This window comes from Rhizohabitans arisaemae (genome assembly GCF_025996515.1).
Taxonomy (GTDB): Bacteria; Actinomycetota; Actinomycetes; order Streptosporangiales; family Streptosporangiaceae; genus Rhizohabitans; species Rhizohabitans arisaemae.
Map to the genome: position 1 here is coordinate 453739 of NZ_BLRH01000035.1, position 20950 is coordinate 474688.

The window sequence follows — 20950 nt, forward strand, 5'->3', positions numbered from 1 at the left end:
CGACCCTGAACTCTCTGGAACGCCCTTGCATCGCAACCTGTGCCGCAACCCTCCGAGCCGCCCTCCGTCTATCGTGATCAAGCGGCAGACTTATGTGTGGCGAGGATGTCCCCGTTCACTCGGAAGCCTGGAGCGCACGGCCATGAAGTACACCGTCTCGATCGAGATCGCCCTGCCGCTGGAGAGGGCGGTCCGGCTGCTCGCCGACCCGGCACACCTGCCGATGTGGCTGCGCGGTCTGGTGCTGCATGAGCCGCTGAGCGGGGTGCACGGGCAGGTCGGTACCAAGTCGCGGGTCGTGATGCAGATGGGGCGGCAGAAGTTCGAGGGCACCGAGACCATCACGCGCCGGGAACCGGCGGACCTGCGCGAGATCCCGACGGGGAGCGTCGTTCACTTCGACCGCGAGATCGTCGGCGAGGGCATGTGGAGCGCCGTGCGCGACCGGCTGACCGAAGCCGGTCCGGAGACGACACTCTGGGTGAGCGAGAGCGAGTACCGGTTCAGCGGCTTGCTGATGCGGCTGGTGGGGCTCCTGATGCCCGGCGCCTTCCGCAAGCAGTCGCAACAGCACATGCAGGACTTCAAGGCGTTCGCCGAGCTGGGAAAGGACGTCCGCGAAGCGAAGGACTGATCCGCTTGCGAACGGCGGTCGCCGACAACATTGCGGCCAGGGGTTGTGGCCGCGTAGCCACCCGCTGTAGCCGCCGGCTCGCCGCGGCCGACAAGGCCCTGCAGCACCTGATCCGGGCCCCTTCGGCACGGCCCTGATCGCTACCGCGTCGTGACCCGTGGCGACCCGACCGGTTGGTTCTCCGCCCGCGGCAACGACCACCCACCGCGACCTGCCCCCGAGCGGAACGACCCGGTTTTCAATCCCAGCTCACCAGCAGAAACGACTCATGCCTTGAGCTGGGAGCAAGCAGAACCCACCCCGACGCGTAGCCCCGGCCTTCTGGTCAAGCCTGGCTGGGATGTTCACATGAGACGGCGTCGGCAATCGGGCCGAAGCCGGGGGCTGGAACGTCCGATCATGTGTCGGATTCGTGCCGAAGAGCAATCCGCGAGCAACCAATGCCGCGCCTTGGCCGCACCAGAGGCGACTTGAGACCCTCCAAGAACCGAGAATCCCCAGCTCAGCGCACTGAGCCAGGGATTCTATCGGGTGCGCCGTCAGGGACTCGAACCCCGGACCCGCTGATTAAGAGTCAGCTGCTCTGACCAACTGAGCTAACGGCGCCTGCGATGCACTAACTCTAGCGGCTTTCCGGGGGTGATTCATACCGGGGGCGCATCCCGGGGCGGGCGGGCGGGGCCGGGGCCGGGGGAGCCGTACGGAATGGGCGGGAATCATGCCGGTACGGCCAGGTGCCGGACTTCGGCGGGTGTGCACGTGGGCTCCGGGTGACTCGGATGCCTGCTTGGCGTATCCGGCCGGTCGGCTGCTCCGAAACCGTTTGGCCGGTGGCGGCGGGCGGTGGACACTGCCGGTATGGATGACGGGATCGACACGGATGTCGCAGGTCTGATCTACCTGGGGCTGCGGGACGGCGACCTGGACGTGGGGTCCCTCGCCGAGTTCGCCGGACTGCTCCGGGTGACCGGCCGGGGCGACGCACTCGTCGACGAGGCCCTCCGGCGTTCCGCCGGGCTGTCCGCCGAGGAGGTGGCCCGGCTGGCGGAGAGGCTGCTGGACCTGGCGGGCTTCGAACCCGGGTTTGACCTGAAGCCGGAGGCGTGGCCGGTCCTGCGGGACGCGCTGGACACCGTCGAGCGCGACGTACGGGCCGCGGGTATCGACGGGGAGCTGGTGCTGGAGTCCGCGGAGTGGGACGTGCAGACCGGGTGCGCCCGGGTGCGGTTCCGTTTGCAGCAGGCGAGCAGCGCGCTGCCCGCGGTGCTCGCGGACCGCCCGGTGCGGGCGCTGGTGGAGATCGCCGACTCGGTCCAGGGGCTGGTGACGGAGGAGTTGTGGACCGTCTGGCCGCTCTGCCCCGAGCACGTGGTCGGCCTCCATCCCCGCAGGTTCGGGGGCAAGGCCGTCTGGTCCTGTACGGCCGCGGGCGGCCATGTCGTCGCGCCCATCGGCGAACTTCCCAGGTCTGTGCCGTGAACTTGCGACCGTTCCGATCGGGCTGATCCCGGGGTGCACCGGTTGATTCCGAGTCGGGGGTGTACGTCTGCCGCGGGCACGGCCGCAGGGCCGTACCGGATCCCCACCATGTGATCGTTGCGCTCTGCGTGCCCCGAAGGGGGCACACACCACAATGATCAGAGAACGTCCGAGGCCATCCGTGGTCCGTCCTGGGCGGTGGGTGTGGTGTCCGGTCCGGCGAGGGCGGCGTCGATGCGGTCGCGGGACCAGGGGGTGGTGAGGAAGCCGCGTTTGACGTTGAGGATCTGGATGTCGGCGGTCCAGGATCTGATGCCGGGGATGCGGCCGAGGGTGCGGCTGGTGAAGTGGTGCAGGTCGACGGTGGTCGGCATGATCACTTCGCAGAGCATGGAGGATTCGCCGAGGGTGGCCAGGATGAGGCGTACCCCGGGGTGGCGGTGGAGGGTGGCGGCGATCTCGTCGAGGTGACCGGGTTCGACGGCGAGCCAGAACAGCACCTCCGCCTCGTAGCCGAGGGCGGCCGGCGGGGCGAAGGAGGCCACGGCGGCGCAGCCCCGTTCGATCATGCTGTCGAAGCGCCGCCGTACCGTGCTCTCGGTCACCCCGAGCCGTTTGGCCACGGAGAGGAAGCCGGCCCGCCCCTCCACGCCGAGGATGCCGAGGATGTCCATGTCCATGGCGTCCAGGTGACCGGCTTCGCACCGGTGCTGGACGTAGACGGCGGACCGATCGCCCACATCGGTCGTGAGCAGCTGACGGCTCCAGTCGTAGGAGACCTTGTAGGTGTGCATGACGAGGTCGGCCTGGCTGCGCAGCACCCCGGGGATGCGGTGCACCTCGTCCACGAGCATCGTGTACAGGGCCCGCCGCTTGCTGGCGATGAGCTCGAACACGATGTCGTGGCTGCCGGTGACGATGGTGATGAACCGGACGTCGGGGTTCTGGGCCAGTCGCCCGGCCACTTGGAGCTGGCTGCCGGGGGCGCAGTTCAGGCGGACCACGAACGCGTCGACGGGGCCGGAATGCTCCATGTGCGGGGCGACGGTCACGCAGAGGAGTCCGTCGGCGATGAGCTGCTGGGCACGCCGCGCCACCGTGCTGGTGGAGGTGCCCACCAGCTGGGAGATCTCGGTCCAGCTCGCCCGGCCGTTCACGAGGAGGGCCGCGAGAATCTGCCGGTCGAGCGGATCCAGATCGTTCATTGCCAGCATTTTTCCGTGCTTGTCAGGTGTTCAGCACGTTTTTTAAGAAATCGCGGACGGTGGCGTCCCAGAGCTCGGCCTCTTCGATCTGCGGGGAGTGCCCGGAGTTCTCGAAAATCGCCAGCGTGGAGTTCGGGATCAGTTCGGCGATGGTCTCGCTGCACGCCAGCGGGGTGACCCAGTCGTGCCGGCCGACGGTGATCAGCGTCGGCGCCGTGACGGACGGCAGCTGCGGCTTGAGGTCGTAGTCGAGCTGGTTGACGGAGAACGCGAAGTTGTGCGTCCGGTAGTGGTACGGCGTGGCGTCCGCCCGTACGGCCGTCAGCGACGGGTCGTAGTTGTGGTCGTAGAGCGGGAGGATCTCGGTCCAGCACTCCTTCATGTCCGCGTCGTCCCAGACCGTGCCGTCCATGATCCGCAGGAACTTCGCCATGTCGAGCTCCACCCGGGCCGACTCCAGGGCGTTGCGCCGCGCCGCCTCCTCGTTGGCGTTGTCGGCCGAGGTGTCCCGGAGCACCAGAGCGCTCACCCGGTCCGGATGGGCGATGGCGTACTCCATCGCGATGAAGCCGCCGTAGGAGCCACCGGCCATGATGATCTTTTCGGCGCCGATCCACTCCCGGATGGCCTCTACGTCGGCCACCCACTGCTCGTGGGTGAACGGGCCGTTGTCGTCGCTCGCCCCCGACCCGCGGGCGTCGAACACCACGACGCGGTAGCTGTCCGCGAGGCGGCCGAAGCTCGCCCGCGGCTCGGCCATGGAACCCAGGCCCGGCGCCCCGTGGTGGGCGATGATCGTGGGCACCCCGGGCCGCTCGCCCAGCACCTCGATGTGCGTCCGGTTTCCGTTGACGTTCAGATACACAGGCGTACTCCTCGGATGATTCAGGCGTTTCAGGCGATGACGATGTCGGCGAGCGACTTGGGGTAGGCGGTGAGCCGGCGCGGCCCGCCCTCGGTGATCAGAACCGTGTCGGAGATGCGGTAGCCGGCGTGGCCGGGGATGTAGATCCCGGGCTCGCTGGAGAGGATCATGCCGGGGGCGAGCACGGTGTCGTCCCCGTCCTCCAGCCACGGCGGCTCGTGGAAGCCCAGCCCGATGCCGTGGCCCTGCCGGTGCCGCAGGTACTCGCCGAACCCGGCCTCCCGGATCACCGCCAGGCAGGTCTGGTTGGCCGAGGCGCAGGTGGCCCCCGCGAGCAGCGCCTCGGTGCCGACCTGCTGCGCCTCGCGCACGGTCTCGTAGTAGCGCCGCTGCGCGTCGTCGGGCTCGCCGAGGAAGAACGTGCGCTCGCTCTCCACGAACCGCCCGCCGACCGCGCAGCCGAGGGAGAGCATGAACGACTCGCCGTGGACGAGCCGGTCCCCGCCGGGGAGCCGGTGCGGTTGCGCGGAGTTGGCCCCGCCGTACACCAGGCCGCCGGTGAGCATGGGCACGACCACGATGTCGGTGTGCTCGGCGTACATCATCCGGGAGCCGAACGCGGTGACGTGCGCTTCCAGCTCGGTCTCGGTCGGCAGGTCCCCGCCGCCGGCCAGCGCGTCGCGGACGAGCGCCACGCCGGCTTCGATCATGGCGTCCGCTATACGGGCCGCCTCCTCGTGCAGGACGATCTCCTCGGGCGTCTTGCGCTGCCGGGTGGCGCCGACGGCGTCGCTCACCCGCCAGCGGGTTCCGGGGAACGCCGTGGCGAGCTGGACGGTACGGCCCACGGCGGTGGAGGGCGCGTAGCCGGCGGTCGCGGGCAGGATGTCCAGGTGCCGGGCGAGTACGGCGAAGGGGGGCACGACCCCGGGGAACTCCGGGTAGGCGAGGATCTCGGCGTACGCCCCCTGGTCGGCCGCGTACTCCCGCTCCAGGTCGGGCACGAGCAGGAGCGGCGATCCCTGCTCGGGCAGGTAGCAGGCGACCGGCCGCTCGTTCGGGAAGTGCTGGAACCCGGTCAGGTAGGCCACGTCCAGCGGGTCGTCCAGAAGCAGCGCCGACAGGCCCTCCTCCGCCATCGCGGCCCGGACGCGGTCGAGCGCACCCGAGTGGAAGGAGGCGGGCAGCCGCTGGGAGAAGGTCACGATCACTCCGTTCAGTGGGCGCGGTGGTTGCGCGCGTCGTTGTAGGCGACCGAGAGCAGGGTCGCCGCGACGACGAGGAGGAGGATGGCCAGGGAGGGGAAGAGCGTGGTCCACCAGGCGGTGGCCAGGGACCCGGAGAGCTGGGCCTTGTGCATGATCGCGCCCCAGGACCAGCTGTTCGGGTCGCCGAGGCCCAGGAAGGACAGGCCCGCCTCGGACAGCACGGCCCGCGAGGTGGTCATGACCACCGAGACCGCGACGATCGGCATGACTCCGGGGAGCATGTGCTTGCGGATGATCCAGAGCGCCGATCCGCCGACCACCTTGGCCGCGGAGATGTACGGCAGGGGCACGATGGACAGCGCCTGCGCGCGGACCACCCGGGCGACCTCCGGCCAGCTGAACAGGGCGATCACCACGACGAGGGTCTGCACGCTCGGCCCGGCCAGCGCGGCCACCAGGATCATCAGCGGCAGGACCGGGAGCGACAGCGAGAGGTCCACCAGTACGCCGAGCGGGCCGTCGATCCGCCGGAAGTAGGCCGCGGCCACCCCGACGAGCAGCCCGATCACGATGGCGAGCGCGGACGCGCTGACCCCGACCAGGACGCTGACCCGGGTCCCCCAGACGACTTGGGCGAACACGTCCTGGCCGAGGTCGTCCGTACCGAACCAGTGGGCCGAGCTCGGCGGCAGGGAGGTGTCGGTCCCGTACCCCTCGGGGAAGGGGGCGATGAGCGGGGCGCAGAGCGCGACGAGGATGAGCGCCAGGAGCACGGCGGCGCTGCCCGTCCCGAGCGGGTTGCGGCGGAACGCCCGCCAGGTCCGCTGGGCCGGGGTGAGATCGGGTGCGGCGGACAAGCCGCCGACGACGGGGGTGGTGTCTGTCATGAGGTCCGCACCCGGGGGTCGAGGAAGCCGTAGGCGAGGTCGGTGATGAGGTTGGCCACGACGACCGCGGCGGCGAGCAGGATGAAGGCGCCCTGGAGCACCGGGTAGTCCTGCTGCCCCACCGCCTCGTAGATGGCGCGGCCGATGCCGGGGTAGGCGTAGATGGTCTCGGTGAGGATCGCGCCGCCGAAGAGCGCGCCGAGCTGGAGCCCGGCCAGGGTCGTGGTCGGCAGGAGCGCGTTGCGTACCGCGTGCTTCCAGACGACCGCCCGCGGCCGTACCCCTTTGGCCTTGGCGAGCGCCACGTAGTCTTCGCCGAGGGCTTCGAGCAGCGTGGACCGCATGGAGAGGACGAAGTTGCCGAGCTGGATGAGGACCAGCGACAGGCCGGGGAGCACCAGGTGGTGGAGCATGCTCAGGGTGGCGTCGAAGCCGGTGGCGTCCAGGTTGATCGCGCCGCCGATCGGGAAGATCGGGATCACCACGCCGAGGGTGTAGAGCAGGAAGACGCCGATGCTCGGCACGAAGAGCGACTGTGCGGTGATCCCGGTCACCTGGACGATCCGGTCGGTCAGGCGGTGCGCCCGGGTGGCCGCCAGCACCCCGAGCGGGATGCCGACGATCACCGTGACGGCCAGCGCGGACATGGTCAGGATGAGCGTCCAGGGCAGCCGCTCCAGCAGCACCTCGGTGACCGGCAGGGCCTGCCGGAAGGAGATGCCCATGTTGCCCTGGAGCAGCTGGACCATGTACTCCGCGTACTGCACGAACAGCGGCCGGTCCAGGCCGAAGTCGGCGAGGAGCTTGGCGCGGAGCTCCTCGGTCATGTTGGGGTCGGCGACCGCGAGGACCGGGTCGCCGGGCAGGAGCCGGACCAGGAAGAAGGCCACGGTGACGGCGAACCACAGGGTCAGCAGACCGCGCAGCAGTCGTATGCCGACGAACTTGAGCCGCACCGTGACCTCCTTGTCTGGTTATCTGGCGGCGGCGTCGTCTAGGAGACGGGCTTGACCTGGGCGAGGGAGAGCGGGTTGACGATGGAGAGCAGCTCGCTCGGCATCGGCAGGAAGTTGCCCCACTTCGCGGAGTGCGCGATGTTGAAGGTCTCGACGTACATCACGTTGTCGTAGACCTGCTCGTGGATGATCTTCGCGGCCTCCTGGATCGGGCCCTTGCCCTCTTCCACGGTGAGCGCCTTCGAACCCTTGTCGATCAGCGCGTCCAGCTTGGGATCGGAGACCTGGGCGTAGTTGATGAAGCCACCGGTCTTGAAGGCCAGGGCGAGGTTGGACGCGGGGTTGTCCATGATCGCCCAGGAGCCGGCGTAGATGTCGAAGTCGCGCTTGTGGCCCTTTTCGACGTAGGTGTTGCGCTCCAGGCCCTGCAGCTTGATCTCGATGCCCGCCTGCTTGGCCGAGTCACGGACCATCGGCGCCCACTTGGCGATGTTGGGGTCGGCCTGGTCGTACATCATGCTCAGGCTGAGGTTGGTGATCCCGGCCTCGGCGAGCAGCTGCTTGGACTTGGCCGGGTCGAAGGCGTACTCCTTCGTCGTGGGGTCGAAGTAGTCCGGCTGCGCCGGGGTGAGCACGCTGGAGTTGGACGACTTGGCGAAGCCCTGCAGCGCGATCTTCCGGATGGCCTCGTAGTCGACCGCGTGGGCGAGCGCCTTGCGGACCCGGACGTCGTCCATCGGCTTGCGCTTGGTGTTGTACTGCATGTGCGCCCAGCCGAGCGACGGCACCTCAAGCAGCTTGATCGAGGACTCGTTCTTCAGCGTGACCGCGGTGGAAGGCGGGATCACGTTGCCGATGAGGTCGATCTCCCCGTTGCGCAGGGCGAGCACCTCGGTGTTGACGTCGGGGAAGACCCGGAAGACGACTTCCTTGACCGACGGCTTGCCACCGGGGGCCAGGGGGAAGTTCTCCACGGCCTCCATCACGTACCGCTGGCCGCGCTCGACCTTGGTGAGCTTGTACGGGCCCGCGCTCACCCAGTCCTTGTCGTTGGCGAACTTCTGGATGTTCGGCGCCTTGGAGAACACGTGCTTGGGCACGATCGGCATCCAGAAGCCGATGTCGCTGAGGAAGGCGCCTTCGGTCCGGTTCAGGTGGAACTTGACCTCGGTGGGGGAGACGGCCTCGGCCTTCTCCAGCGGCTCGACCAGACCGCCGACGACGCCGAACGGCTCCTTCTTCACCGCCATGATCGTGTAGACCACGTCGTCGGCGGTGAGCGGGGTGCCGTCGGACCACTTCATGTCGTCGCGGAGCTTCACCGTGGCGGTCTTGCCGTCCTCGGAGTAGCCCCACTCGGTGGCCACGTACGGGATGCGCTTCCCGGTGTTGTCCATCTGGGTGAGGTGCGGGTACATCAGGTTGGTGACCCAGGAGTCGGTCCGGCTGTTGCCGTTCAGCGGGTTGAGGTTGACCACGTCGGCGGTGGTGCCGATGGTGATCCGGTCCGCGTTCGCCGGGGCGCCCGCGTTCGGGTTCCCGCCAGATGAACCGGACGAACCGGATGACCCGGGGGTGCTGGGCGCGCACGCGGCGAGCCCGGCGATGAGTCCCGCCGCGACGGCGGTGACGAGGGCACGACGCATCAGTGCCACACCTCTTCCAATACGCGCAGCACGTTGCCGCCCACGACTTTACGAATCTCGTCGTCGGAGTACCCGTGGACGACGAGCCAGCTGATGATGTTCCAGAAGCACTCGGCCGGGTTCTCCAGGCCGTCCACGTACGGGACCTTGTCGTACGGGACGCCGTGGTGCGCCTCGTTGAGCGACAGGTGCTCGGCGAAGGTGTCGTGCAGGCCGACGTGGTCGCCGAAGAGCGTGTCGGGCCCGAAGGCGACGTGGTCGATGCCGACGAGGTCCACGCAGTAGGTGAAGTGGTCCATCACCGAGTCGAGCGAGTGCAGCGGGTGCGCGGGGGAGAGCGTGGTGTGCGGGGCGGCCTCCAGGCCGATGACCCCGCCGCGCTCGGCCGCGGCCTTGATCGTCTCGTCGGTCTTCATCCGGTTGGTGGGCCAGACGCCCCGGGCACCCGCGTGGGTGATCAGGATCGGCTTGGTGGAGTGCCGGATGGTGTCCAGGCAGGTGATGTCGCCGGAGTGGGAGATGTCGATGGCGATGCCGAGCTTGTTCATCCGGGTCACGGCCTTCTCCCCGAAGAGGGTGAGACCGCCGTCGGACTTCTCCTTCAGGCCGCTGCCCAGGGTGTTGGACTCGCTGTAGGCGATGCCCATCTGCCGCACGCCGAAGCCGTACAGCATGTCGATCCGGTCGACCTCATTCTCGATCATGGTCGATGCCTCGAGGCCGAGCACCAGGCCCATCCGGCCGGAGTCGTGCGCCTCGTGGATGTCGGAGAGGCGCTCGACCTTGACGAGGTAGTCCTGGTGGGCCAGGTCGGACAGGCGCATGCCGATGTCGGCGACGACGTCGTTCCACTTCCAGCCCATCTGGCTGGTGATGCAGCAGGTGCCGTCCATCAGGTTGTCGAAGACGACGGTCATGCCGGAGCGGGCCAGGCCCTCGAATCCGGTGTGGTGCCGCGCGCTCCGGTTGTAGTCGGGGGTCTGGCGGATGTCGGTCGGGAAGACCGAGGGGTGTTCGTGCAGCGAGACGACGATGTTCTCGCTCAGCAGTTTGGCGACCCGGTCCCGCTGGGCCGAGTCGAGGCTCAGGCCTTCGTAGGCGGGTACTCGGCCGAGTTCGGGCACGAGGTCGAACACCCGGTAGTCGGTACCGGCCTCCAGGTACTCGTACGAACGGTAGCCGGAATAGCGCTTCGCGGGCTCCAGCACGATGCGATGTCCTCCTTCGGAGTCTGGACAGGCCGGTCTGCACGGCTGTTGACAGGACTTGCGGGGATTCGGTGAAGATCGCAGATATTGTGAAGTCTTTCAGCGAACTTGGCAGGGAGCTTGCCAGAATTCGGCATATTGGTCAATACTTGTGTTGTTTTTCGGTTGTCTAGGTGGATGTGGGCGGAATGATGGGTCTTGAGAGGGTCGGCGCATGACCGGCTCACGGGCAGCCGATCCCCCTGCGCTGGAGATCCGCGACCTCGAGGTCACCTTCAGCGGCTCTCGGGGCGGCGTGCCCGCCGTACGCGGTGTCGACCTCGTGATCAGGCCGGGGGAGACCCTCGCGCTGCTCGGCGAGTCCGGCTCCGGCAAATCGGTGACCGCCCGCGCGATCATGGGCCTGCTGGAGGGCCCCGGCGTCGACGTGCGCATGAGCCGGGCACAGGTCGGCGGCCGGGACCTGCTCACCCAGGATCCCGAACAGCGGCGGCTGCTCCGCGGCAGCGTGATGACCATGGTCTTCCAGGACGCGCTCTCCGCCCTCAACCCGGTGCTCACCATCGGCGACCAGATCGGCGAGCTCTTCCGCACCCACCGGGGCGCCACCCGTGCCCAGGCCCGGAAACACGCGATCGACCTGCTGAAACTCGTCGGCATCCCCGCCGCCGAGAGCCGGGTCCGCGACTACCCGCACCAGTTCTCCGGCGGTATGCGCCAGCGCATCCTCATCGCCATGGCGGTCGCCCTCGAACCCGACCTGCTCATCGCCGACGAGCCCACCACCGCCCTGGACGTCACTGTGCAGGCCCAGATCCTGCGGCTCATCGACCGGCTCCGCCGCGAACTCGGCACCGCGGTCCTGCTCATCACGCACGACCTCGGGGTCGCCGCCGAGGTGGCCGACCGGGTCGCCGTCATGTACGCCGGACGGATCGTCGAGACCTCCGCCGTCGAGGAGATCTACGACCGTCCCGCGCACCCCTACACCGAGGCGCTGCTCGCCGCGATCCCCGACCTGGAGCGACCCAGCGAGCAGCTGCTCGCCATCCCCGGCGCCCCGCCCCGCCCCGGCACGGTCGGCGCCGGATGCGCGTTCGAACCGCGCTGCTCGCGCAGCTCCTCCCTGTGCGACCGGGAACGTCCGCTCCTCACCGTCCTGCCCGGCAGCCCCCACCGAGCCGCCGCCTGCCACCACACCCAGGAGGTGCTCGATGCCGGCACCGGCTGAGCCCGTACTGCGCGCCGCCGACCTGCACAAAACCTACGGCGGCGGCCTCCTGCGCCGCGGGGGCGTGCACGCCGTGGCCGGGGTGAGCCTGGAACTCCACGCGGGCGAGACCCTCGGCATCGTCGGGGAGTCCGGCTGCGGCAAGTCGACCCTCGCCCGGATGCTGGTCGGCCTGGAGCACCCCGACTCCGGCCAGGTCACCTTCCACGGCAAGCCCTTCGCCCGCGGCCGCAGGATCCCGCGCGAGGTCCGCCGCCGGGTCCAGATGGTGTTCCAGGACCCGCTGACCTCGCTCAACCCCCGGATGACGATCCTGGACATCGTCGCCGAACCGCTGGACGTGCACCGCCTCGCCAAAGACCGCACCGCGCGCCGGGCCCGGGTCGGCGAACTGCTGGAGCTGGTCGGGCTCGCCCCCGAACTGATGAACCGGTTCCCGTATGAGTTCTCCGGCGGCCAGCGGCAGCGGATCGGCATCGCCCGGGCCCTCGCCACCGACCCCGAGGTGATCGTCTGCGACGAGCCGGTCTCCGCGCTGGACATGTCGGTCCAGGCCCAGGTGGTCAACCTCCTCTCCGACCTGCAAAAACGCCTCGGGGTGGCGCTCGTCTTCATCGCCCACGACCTGGCGGTGGTGCGCCACGTCTCCCACCGGGTCGGCGTCATGTACCTGGGCCGCATGGCCGAGCTGGGCGACGCCGCCGACGTCTACGGCGCGCCCGCGCACCCCTACACCGCCGCGCTGATGTCCGCCGCGCCCGTACCCCGCCCGCAGGCGCGGCACCGCGAGCGGATCGTCCTGGCCGGCGACCCGCCGAGCCCGGTCGACCCGCCGTCGGGCTGCCGCTTCCGCACCAGGTGCCCGCAGGCCGCCGACGTCTGCGCCTCCGACACACCCCCGCTCCAGGGCCCCGGCACCCACCTCGCGGCCTGCCACTTCGCCGCGTTCGGCGCCTGACTTTCAGGACCGGTACGGGCTACGCCCGTTCTCAGGCCGGGTACGGCACTGCGGCTCGCGCTCCCTGTGCCGCGATTGTGTGGGCGCGGTAGGAGCCGCTCCGTACGGCGTACTCGGACGTTTCGCCTGTCCCGGCCGGTGTGGTGCTTCGCGCCGGTTCGGGGACGGTCAGCCCGGCCCCGGCAGGGTGAGCGCGGCGAAGACGGCGCGGTGGTCGCCTCCCGGCAGCGGGAACACCCCGAAGTCCTGGACGGCGACGCGCCGGTCGGCGAGCACGCGGTCCAGGGTGACCCACGGGATCGGGGTCGGCCAGTCGCCGTACGGCCAGGTGGCGGTGAGCCCGTCCCCGATCACGTCGGCGGCGTCGCGGTAGCCGGTGGAGATCAGGTCGCGCAGGATCCGGTGGTCCAGGGTCGCGTTGAAGTCTCCGGCCAGGATCCGGACGGGTGACGACGGATCCGCCGGGGGCAGCGCGCGGAGCCCGGCTGCCCAGCACTCGTGCCGGTCCGCCGCGGACGGGGCGCACGGGTGCACCGACACGACCTCCACGGGCGGCCCGCCGGGCACGGAGAGCAAGGCGCGCACCTGCCGGAACCCCCCGATCTCGATCGCGGGGTGTTCGGCCCGGACCGGGTGCCGGGCGTAGACCCCGGACCCGCCGCCGCCCGCCGCGGCCCTGACCAGGCGGTACGGCAGGAGCGTGGTCAGCCCGGCCTTGCGCAGCGCGGCGACGGCGCCCGGGGTGAGCTCCTGGAGCGCCAGCACGTCGGCCCGCTGTCGCCGTACCAGCTCCACGATCCGTTCCGGCGGCACCTCGCCGAGGGCCAGGTTGGCGGCGAGGACCCGCAGGCCGGGGCCGGCCGCGGCGGGGTTCATGTCCGGCAGCGCCCGGGGAAGCACGGCTCCGGCGAGCGTCGCGGTGACGACCAGCGCACCGAACAGGGTCCATCTGCGGCGCAGGCCGAGCGCGAGAACCACGGGGATGAGGGAGGCGACCGCCACATAGGGGGTGAACGGCACGAGCTGCACCCAGGTGAACCCGGTCTCGAAGTCACCCAGCCGGAGCGCCGCCCACACCGCGAACGGCATGACGCCCAGCCACAGCATCAGGGTGACGGCGTGGTGGAGCACCGGTCTGCGCGGCTTTTCGGTGATCTCCCGAGCCGTGTCCCGCTCCGTGGCAACCGCGGTCATGCGCCCCCCGTCCGCTTGCGTCGGGGCGCCCCGCGAAACCGTGGCCGGACGGCCACGGCGACGTCCCCACGGCATTGTGCCCTGGGTCCAAAGCCCCCGGTGCCACGTCCCGGTGCCGAGTGCGGGCAAGGCGAGTGGGGCCTGACCGGACACAGCAGGTGTCCGCGCAGGTCGCCTTGGGTGGGCCGGGTACGGCCGACACGGCGCCCGGCGCGGTTCCCGGCGGGTTCCGCCCAGGTCATGCCGGGTCCACCCGGCCTGTGACGAACCGGTCGGCAGGGGGCGCCGGTAAATGGGAGGACCACGGGATGAGATGTCGATCACAATGGGGTTGTGGCGGGATTCGAGGGATACGAGCTCGCGGCGGACGCCGGTCCGGCGCGGTGGGTGGCCGACCGGATCGGGGAGTTCGCCAAGAACGTGACGTCGGTGTTGCCCGGCGGGTTCGAGGCGTATGCCAGGGTCTTCCATCCGGCCGGCTTGGGAGGGCGAGCCGTGACCTGGCGTGAGGTGGCGCAGGCCAACGGCCGTACGGCGCATCCGGCGATGCAGTGGCCCTCGATCACCGGGGCCGAGCGGTTCGCCTACGGGGACGTGCAGCCCGGGATCTGGGACACCCCGCCGGAGGAGGGCGCGCTCCCGCCGGATCTCGCGAAGGCCCTCGGCGGAGTGCTCGTCCGGTTCACCGCCACGCCCGATGTGGCCTGGTACGCGGTCTGGGAGGGGCATGGTGGGTTCGAGCCCCCGTCGCAGGCGCCCCGGTTCGAGATCCCCCACCGGGAGATGTTCCTGCTGAAGGGACGGGCGGGGACGATCGCCGAGGCCCCGCCGCTGGCCGGCTTCACCGCGACCCCGAACCTGTGGTGGCCGGACGACCGGGCCTGGTGCGTGGCGACGGAGATCGACTTCAACACCACCTACGTCGGGGGTTCGGCGGACGCGGTCGCCGAGCTGCTCGCCGTACCCGGCCTTGAGGTCGCCGCGGTCGACCCGGCCACCGGGATCACCTTCGATTCCGACACCGTCAACCCCCGGCCCAGGCCGCAGGAGCGGACACAGTACGTGGCGGGGACCGGCTACGACAGGGTCTACGTCGACGGCCCGGCGGACGCGGTCGCCGACCCCCTCGCCGTGCCGGGGGTTGCGCCCGCCGCGATCGATCGGGACACCGGAACCGACGGCCCCCGCCTATGACCGTCTTCCCGGCAGAAAGGACATCGGTGAGGAATCGGAATCAGGCCGTCGAGCTGAGAATCAAGACGATAACGAGGGCGGCAGGGCCGACGGTACGCCGGTAAAGTTCCTTATGTAGGCCAAGGATCGGATTCACGCTGCGGGGTTGAGGCCGAGGCCGGCTCGCTTGTCGTGTCGCTGACAAGAGACGGGTGGATGGGACTTCTCGATCGCTTTCGCCGTAGCCTCGATCGCAGACCTGCGGATCTCCGCGATCCGCTGAACCGACCCCCGATTCCCGCCGAACCGCAGCCCCCGATCGCCCCGGCCCGGCCGCCCGGCCGCCACGCCTCCCGCCGCGACACCGCCCCGCACCCCTCCCAGTACGTCGCCCCCGTCGGACCGTGGCTGCCCCCCGGAACCGGGATCGTCGTCGCGGGCCTCAACATCGTCGGCGGCCTGCTCTACGTGGGCAGCGGCCTGCGCGCGGTCTCCGGATCCGTGGCCGAACCCGCCCTCATCGACCCGCGGCTCCCGGTGGACCACCGGCGGCCCGACTGGGCCGGGCACGAACTGGACTACTGGCCGTCCTACGACGCCGTCTCCCCCGCCGCGCGCGCCGCGTACCTGTCCTGGCTGGCCGACGGGCGGCGCCACCCGGAAGTCCCCATCGGCTACGTCTTCCTCTACCTGTACGGCCTGGAGCGGCGCGCCCTCTACGAGCTGTGGGGCGGCCACCCCGCCGCCGAGCACGAACTCCCGATCATCCGCGAGGAGGTCCGGCGGCTCACCGGGCTCTTCCCCGGCCAGGCCTCCTTCCAGCGGTACACCGGCGAGTTCGAGCAGCTGCTGGACGTCATGACCATGACGGCGCGCAACGTCCACGCCGGGCCGGTGCCCGCCCCCGCGCGGGAAGGGGCGCCGCCCGCCCGGCTCCGCGTCGGACTGGGGGAGTTCGCCGCCTTCGGCCTGCCGATACCCGCCGAGTGGGCGCTGTCCTGGCTCCGCTCCGACCCCGAGTACCGGCTCCGGACCGTCGCCACCCGCTGCCCCGACGAGTTCGACGGGCTGTTCCGGCTCCGCTACACCTCCCGCCACGGCCCCGGGATCAAGGTACGGCCCGGCGGCGAGGAGATCGCCCTGGAGTACCGCCCGGCCAGCTCCGGCTTCCGGGGCGCCGCCAAGCTGACGCTCAGCGGGACCACCGACGTGCTGAAACAGGCCGGACCGCTGCGCAAGCTCGCCGCGATCGCCGACGAATGCGCCGCCGAACTCGACACCTACAGCCGGTTCGTCGGCCGGGTCCCCGAGGAGCGGGCGAGCCTGCGGGCGAAGGCGCTGCTCCCCGTCGAGCTGGTGGACTTCCGCTCCGGCGAGGTGGGCCGGGCCGTCTCCTGGGCGCGGGACCGGCTGGGGCGGCGCGAATCGGCGATCGTCCGCGCCGAGGAGTTCGCCGCGTTCATCGCCAAACCCGGGGTCAACCCCACCAAAAAGGACGCCCTCGGGCTGATCCGGCTGCTCGGGGTGGCGGAGGTCGGGGTCGAGCCGGACCCCGGGCTGGGCGGCCCCATCCCCTTCCAAGGTCCGATGGTTCTCTTTCGCACGCTGAGCGGGCCGCCGCCGGAGGCCTCCGAGGCGTACCAGACGGCGACGCTCCTGCTCCACCTCGCCGCCGCGGTGGCCGAGTCCGACGGGGTGGCCTCCGAGGCCGAGCACCGGCATCTGGTGGACCACCTGGAGCGTTCGCTCCACCTGACCGGGAGCGAACGCCGCCGCCTCGGCGCCCACCTGAGCTGGCTGATGGCGACCAAGGTCAAACTCAGCGGGCTGACCCGGCGCATCGCCATGATCGACGACCGGCAGCGGGCCTACGTCGCCGAGTTCCTGGCCGGGGTGGCCGCCGCCGACGGAGAGGTCTCCACGCCGGAGGTGAAGACCCTCACCCGGATCCACCGCCTGCTCGGCCTCGACCAGCCCCCCGCCGTCGTCCCGTCCCCGCCTCGGCCCGCGACGCCGTACGGCTCCGCGGCCCCCACCGGAGTCCGCCCGGGCGAGCCCGAACGGGTCTACGTCGTCGAACCGGAGCCCGCCACCGCGCCGATGGAGCGGATCCCGGCCCAGCCGGAGCGCGCCGTACCCGCCCTCCCGTCGCAGGTCCGGCTCGACCCGGAGGCGATCAAACGGAAGCTGGCCGAGACGGAGCAGGTCAACGCGCTGCTGGGACGGATCTTCGCCGAAGAGGAGGAGACGGCCGCCCCGGTCGATCCGGCCACCGTCTCGGAGGAACCGGTCGCCGGGCTCAACGCGCAGCACTCAGGGCTGCTCCGGACCCTCGCCGGCGGCCACGAACTCTCCCGGGCCCGCTTCACCGAGCTGGCGGCCCGGTGGAACCTGCTGCCCGACGGGGCCATGGACCAGGTCAACGAGGCGGCGTACGAGCTGGTCGGTGAGCCGCTGCTCGAAGGAGACGACCCCATCTCGGTCAATCAATATGTGTTTGGAGAAATGCTCTCGTGACCACCGCAATCCCCATCCGTCCCCGTGAACGCGATGCCCTGATCCAGTCGCTGCGGGCCGGGGTCGTCCCGCGGCTCGGGCAGTGGCACGTCCAGGTCGGGCGTTCCGCAGAGGTCCAGGCACTCGTCACCGACATCGACCGGCTCGGCCACGGCGGCTCCGCCGTACGGTTCGTCATCGGCGACTTCGGTGCGGGAAAGACGTTCTTCCTGCACCTGGTACGGTCCATCGCCCTGGAGCGGCGGCTGGTCACCGTGCATGCGGACCTCACCCCCGACCGGCGGCTGCACTCCACCAAGGGCCAGGCGCGGAGCCTGTACGCCGAGATGATGCGGAACATGGCGACCCGGGCCAAGCCCGACGGGGGAGCGCTCTCCGCCGTGGTGGAGCGCTTCGTCTCCACCGCGCTGGAGGAGGCGCAGCGGACCGGGACCAACCCCGGGCAGGTCATCCGCGCCCGCCTCGCCCACCTGGCCGAGATGACCGGCGGCTACGACTTCGCCGAGGTCGTCGCCGCCTACTGGCGCGGGCACGACAACGGGGACGAGCAGCTCAAGTCGGCCGCGGTCCGCTGGCTCCGCGGCGAGTTCTCCACCAAGACCGACGCGCGGGCCGCGCTCGGGGTGCGCACCATCGTCGACGACGCCACCTTCCACGACCACCTCAAGCTGATGAGCGTCTTCGTCAGGCTCGCCGGATACGAGGGCCTGCTGGTCTGCCTGGACGAGATGGTCAACCTGTACAAGCTCGCCACCATCCAGGCGCGGAACTCCAACTACGAGCAGATCCTGCGGATCTTCAACGACACCCTGCAGGGCAGCGCGCGGCACCTGGGCTTCGTCTTCGGCGGCACCCCCGAGTTCCTCACCGACACCCGGCGCGGCCTCTACAGCTACGCGGCCCTGCAGTCCCGCCTCGCCGAGAACACCTTCGCCGGTGGCGGGCTCGTCGACTACTCCGGCCCGGTCCTGCGGCTCTCCTCGCTCACCCAGGAGGACCTCTACGTCCTGCTCACCAAGATCCGTCACGTCTACGCGCTCGGCAACCCGCAGGCGTACCTCGTCCCCGACGACGGCCTCTACGCCTTCATGCAGCACTGCGCGAGCCGGATCGGCGAAGCCTACTTCCGCACCCCCCGTATGACGATCAAGGCGTTCTGCGACCTGCTCGCCGTCATCGAGCAGAACCCCGGGGTGGACTGGCGGCGGATCCTGTCCACGGTGGACGTCGCGCAGGAGGGAAACCCCGACCTGGTCGGATTCGAGGAGGAGGCCGCCGGGCCTGCGGGGGCCCGTGGCGATGACGACTTCGCGACCTTCCGGCTCTGACCCCGCCGCCCCGTCCGGGGCGTACGGGCTGCTGCACCCCGCGGTGCGGCGGTGGATCTGGGACGAGGGCTGGACCGGGCTCCGCGACATCCAGGAGACGGCCATCCCCGAGGTGCTGGCGGGCCGCACCGATGTGCTCATCGGCGCGGCCACCGCCTCCGGCAAGACCGAGGCGGCGTTCCTGCCGATCTGCTCGGCGCTGGTGAGCGAGCCGCCGGCCGTACCCGGATTCTCCGCGATCTACGTCAGCCCGCTGAAGGCGCTCATCAACGACCAGTACGATCGGCTGGACCGGCTCTGTACGGATCTGGACATCCCGGTCGCCCGCTGGCACGGCGACGTCGGCTCGGACCGCAAGCACAAGCTGACCGAGAATCCCCGCGGGATCCTGCTGATCACCCCGGAGTCGCTGGAGGCCCTGTTCGTCCTGCGCGGCTGGAAGATGTCGCACCTCACCGGGGCGTTGCGGTACGTCGTCGTGGACGAGGCGCACTCCTTCATCGGCACCGAGCGCGGCGCCCAGCTCCAGTCGCTCCTGCACCGGCTGGACCTGGCGGCCCGGCGGCGCGTCCCGCGGATCGGCCTGTCGGCCACCCTGGGCGACATGCGGCTCGCCGCCGAATTCCTCCGGCCCGGCGACGGTGGGAAGGTCACACTGATCACCTCGGACTCGGACGCCCAGGCGCTCCGGCTCCTTCTCCGCGGCTACGTCGAACGGGAGCCCGACCCGGCGGAGACCCGGGACGAGCCGGACGAGATCGCCGACCACCTCTTCACCACGCTGCGCGGCAGCCACAACCTGATCTTCGCCAACTCGCGGCGGGACGTCGAGCACTACACCGACCTGCTGAGCCGGCGCTGCGAGCGCGCCGGGGTACCGGGCGAGTTCGTCCCGCACCACGGCAACCTCTCCAAGGACATCCGCGAGCACGCCGAGAGTCGGCTCAAAGACCGCTCCCGGCCGGTCACCGCGGTCTGCACCGCCACCCTGGAGCTGGGCATCGACATCGGCGCGGTCGCCTCGGTGGCCCAGATCGGCGCCGCCCCCGGGGTCGCCGCGCTCCGGCAGCGACTCGGCCGGTCGGGGCGGCGCGGCGAACCGGCGGTGCTCGGCCTGCACATCCGGGAGCGTGAACTCATCGGGACGAGCCCGCCCGGCGACGAGCTCCGGGAGGAGCTGGTGCAGGCGATCGCCGTCGTCGAGCTGCTGCTGCGCCGCTGGTACGAACCCCCTCCCTCCGCCGCGCTGCACCTGTCCACGCTCGTGCAGCAGCTGCTCTCCCTCATCGCCCAGCACGGCGGCGTCTCCCCGAGCGACGCCTACCGGACCCTGTGCGTCCAGGGGCCGTTCCGCGCCGTCGACCCCGGGGTGTTCGGCGCCTTCCTGCGGGACGCGGGCGCCGCCGACCTCATCCGGCAGGAGCCCGACGGCCTCCTCCTGCACGGGACGGTCGGGGAGCGCCTGGTCAACCACCACAGCTTCTACGCCGCGTTCGCCACGCCGGTGGAGTACCGGGTCGTCACCGAGCGGACGACCCTCGGCACCTTTCCGATGGATCACCTCCTCCCCGACGGAGCCCTGCTGATCTTCGCGGGAAGGCGCTGGAAGATCCTCAAGGTCGACACCGAGGCGAGGACCATCGAGGTGGCCCCCTCCTCGGGCGGCCGACCCCCGAGGTTCACCGGTTCCGGCATGGCCGTCCACGACCGGGTCAGGCGGGAGATGCGGCGGATCTACCAGGACACCGCGGTGCCCGTCTACCTGGACGCGACCGCCCAGCGGCTGCTGGAGCAGGGGCGCGCCACCTACCGGCGCTTCGGCCTGAGGTCGGACTCGCTCGTCGGCTGGGGCAAGGACACCCTGTTCTTCCCGTTCCGCGGGGACGTCATCATGACCACGATCGGCTTGGCCCTGCTCGGCCGCGGGGTGGAGATCGATCAGGAGGGCGCCGGGATGACGCTGAACGGTACCTCCCCGGCCACCGCCCACACCCGTCTGCGGGAACTCGCCTCGGCCGCCCCGCCCGCCCCGGAGGCCCTGGCCGCTCTCGTCCCGGACAAGCGCCTGGAGAAGCACGACCACTTCCTCGGGGAGGACCTGCTCACCCGCGGCTACGCCGCCCGCCACCTGGACGTCCCCGGCGCCTGGTCCGCCCTGGCCGAGCTCACGGCCGGTGGACGCCACCCCGACTAATCGGTACGGGCGAGACATCCCCACCCCGGCCAGCCTGAGTGTCTCAACAGCGTTTCCGGGGCCGGGTGGTAAGTACGGCTGGATCCTAGGTGCTGGTCGCGCTACATCCGCACTTCTCGCGCCGCGCCCTTTGCGGCGCGAGAATGCGCGCGGCGGTTCGTGCCGCGCTGGTTTGTGCGCGGCACGAACCGATCGCGGTCAATGTTAAAAAATACTGTTCTTGTAAGCTCGACTTCACTTAACGGGGTACCGCACGTCCAAGGTTGT

General features: G+C 70.5%; 16 protein-coding genes and 1 tRNA gene. 8 read left to right on the top strand and 9 right to left on the bottom strand.

Annotation, left to right across the window (positions count from 1 at the left end):
* The first annotated feature begins 142 nt into the window (after positions 1-142).
* The gene (locus RUR_RS24155; protein WP_283137457.1) at positions 143-634 is read left to right on the top strand and encodes an SRPBCC family protein; all 492 of its coding nucleotides are present in this window, start codon (positions 143-145) and stop codon (positions 632-634) included.
* A gap of 532 nt (positions 635-1166) precedes the next feature.
* Here the strand turns inward: RUR_RS24155 and RUR_RS24160 are convergent.
* Positions 1167-1240 (bottom strand) — tRNA-Lys (locus RUR_RS24160).
* A 252-nt stretch (positions 1241-1492) separates the two neighbouring features.
* Here RUR_RS24160 and RUR_RS24165 point away from each other — a divergent pair.
* Positions 1493-2113, top strand: a complete 621-nt coding sequence (locus RUR_RS24165; protein WP_283137458.1) for a hypothetical protein — start codon at positions 1493-1495, stop codon at positions 2111-2113.
* 158 nt (positions 2114-2271) lie between these two features.
* Here the strand turns inward: RUR_RS24165 and RUR_RS24170 are convergent, their stop codons facing one another.
* From RUR_RS24170 to RUR_RS24200, 7 genes are read right to left on the bottom strand one after another with little or no spacing between them, the layout of a single operon-like run.
* The gene (locus RUR_RS24170) at positions 2272-3318 is read right to left on the bottom strand and encodes an Lrp/AsnC family transcriptional regulator (RefSeq protein ID WP_283137459.1); all 1047 of its coding nucleotides are present in this window, start codon (positions 3316-3318) and stop codon (positions 2272-2274) included.
* A gap of 22 nt (positions 3319-3340) precedes the next feature.
* Positions 3341-4183 (bottom strand): alpha/beta fold hydrolase, encoded by an 843-nt coding sequence (locus tag RUR_RS24175; RefSeq protein WP_283137460.1) that lies wholly within the window; start codon positions 4181-4183, stop codon positions 3341-3343.
* 29 nt (positions 4184-4212) lie between these two features.
* Complete coding sequence (locus RUR_RS24180; protein ID WP_283137461.1) at positions 4213-5388, bottom strand: M24 family metallopeptidase; 1176 nt, start codon at positions 5386-5388, stop codon at positions 4213-4215.
* A gap of 11 nt (positions 5389-5399) precedes the next feature.
* Entirely contained in the window at positions 5400-6278 is an 879-nt protein-coding gene (locus tag RUR_RS24185) for an ABC transporter permease (protein ID WP_283137462.1), read from the bottom strand.
* The gene (locus tag RUR_RS24190) at positions 6275-7234 is read right to left on the bottom strand and encodes an ABC transporter permease (RefSeq protein WP_283137463.1); all 960 of its coding nucleotides are present in this window, start codon (positions 7232-7234) and stop codon (positions 6275-6277) included. The genes RUR_RS24185 and RUR_RS24190 overlap by 4 nt, the downstream gene beginning before the upstream one ends.
* Positions 7235-7272: 38 nt before the next feature.
* Positions 7273-8880, bottom strand: a complete 1608-nt coding sequence (locus RUR_RS24195) for an ABC transporter substrate-binding protein (RefSeq protein ID WP_283137464.1) — start codon at positions 8878-8880, stop codon at positions 7273-7275.
* On the bottom strand, positions 8880-10088 hold the full coding sequence (locus RUR_RS24200; protein WP_283137465.1) for a dipeptidase: 1209 nt from the start codon (positions 10086-10088) through the stop codon (positions 8880-8882). The genes RUR_RS24195 and RUR_RS24200 overlap by 1 nt, the downstream gene beginning before the upstream one ends.
* A gap of 214 nt (positions 10089-10302) precedes the next feature.
* On the opposite strand from RUR_RS24200, the gene RUR_RS24205 reads away from it, so the two are divergent.
* Both RUR_RS24205 and RUR_RS24210 read left to right on the top strand, forming a co-directional pair.
* The gene (locus RUR_RS24205; protein ID WP_283137466.1) at positions 10303-11319 is read left to right on the top strand and encodes an ABC transporter ATP-binding protein; all 1017 of its coding nucleotides are present in this window, start codon (positions 10303-10305) and stop codon (positions 11317-11319) included.
* The gene (locus tag RUR_RS24210; protein ID WP_283137467.1) at positions 11303-12277 is read left to right on the top strand and encodes an ABC transporter ATP-binding protein; all 975 of its coding nucleotides are present in this window, start codon (positions 11303-11305) and stop codon (positions 12275-12277) included. The genes RUR_RS24205 and RUR_RS24210 overlap by 17 nt, the downstream gene beginning before the upstream one ends.
* Before the next feature lie 168 nt (positions 12278-12445).
* Here the strand turns inward: RUR_RS24210 and RUR_RS24215 are convergent, their stop codons facing one another.
* A complete protein-coding gene (locus RUR_RS24215; protein WP_283137468.1) occupies positions 12446-13471 on the bottom strand; it encodes an endonuclease/exonuclease/phosphatase family protein in 1026 nt (341 codons plus the stop codon).
* A 333-nt stretch (positions 13472-13804) separates the two neighbouring features.
* Between RUR_RS24215 and RUR_RS24220 the strand changes: the two genes are divergently transcribed.
* The 4 genes from RUR_RS24220 (at position 13805) to RUR_RS24235 (ending at position 20683) form a co-directional block, all read left to right on the top strand.
* Positions 13805-14665 (top strand): hypothetical protein, encoded by an 861-nt coding sequence (locus RUR_RS24220; protein ID WP_283137469.1) that lies wholly within the window; start codon positions 13805-13807, stop codon positions 14663-14665.
* 195 nt (positions 14666-14860) lie between these two features.
* On the top strand, positions 14861-17161 hold the full coding sequence (locus RUR_RS24225) for a tellurite resistance TerB family protein (protein ID WP_283137470.1): 2301 nt from the start codon (positions 14861-14863) through the stop codon (positions 17159-17161).
* Entirely contained in the window at positions 17158-18489 is a 1332-nt protein-coding gene (locus tag RUR_RS24230; RefSeq protein WP_283137471.1) for an ATP-binding protein, read from the top strand. The genes RUR_RS24225 and RUR_RS24230 overlap by 4 nt, the downstream gene beginning before the upstream one ends.
* Positions 18461-20683: a DEAD/DEAH box helicase gene (locus RUR_RS24235; RefSeq protein WP_283137472.1), complete on the top strand. Its 2223-nt coding sequence runs from the start codon at positions 18461-18463 to the stop codon at positions 20681-20683. The genes RUR_RS24230 and RUR_RS24235 overlap by 29 nt, the downstream gene beginning before the upstream one ends.
* Positions 20684-20950 lie beyond the last annotated feature (267 nt).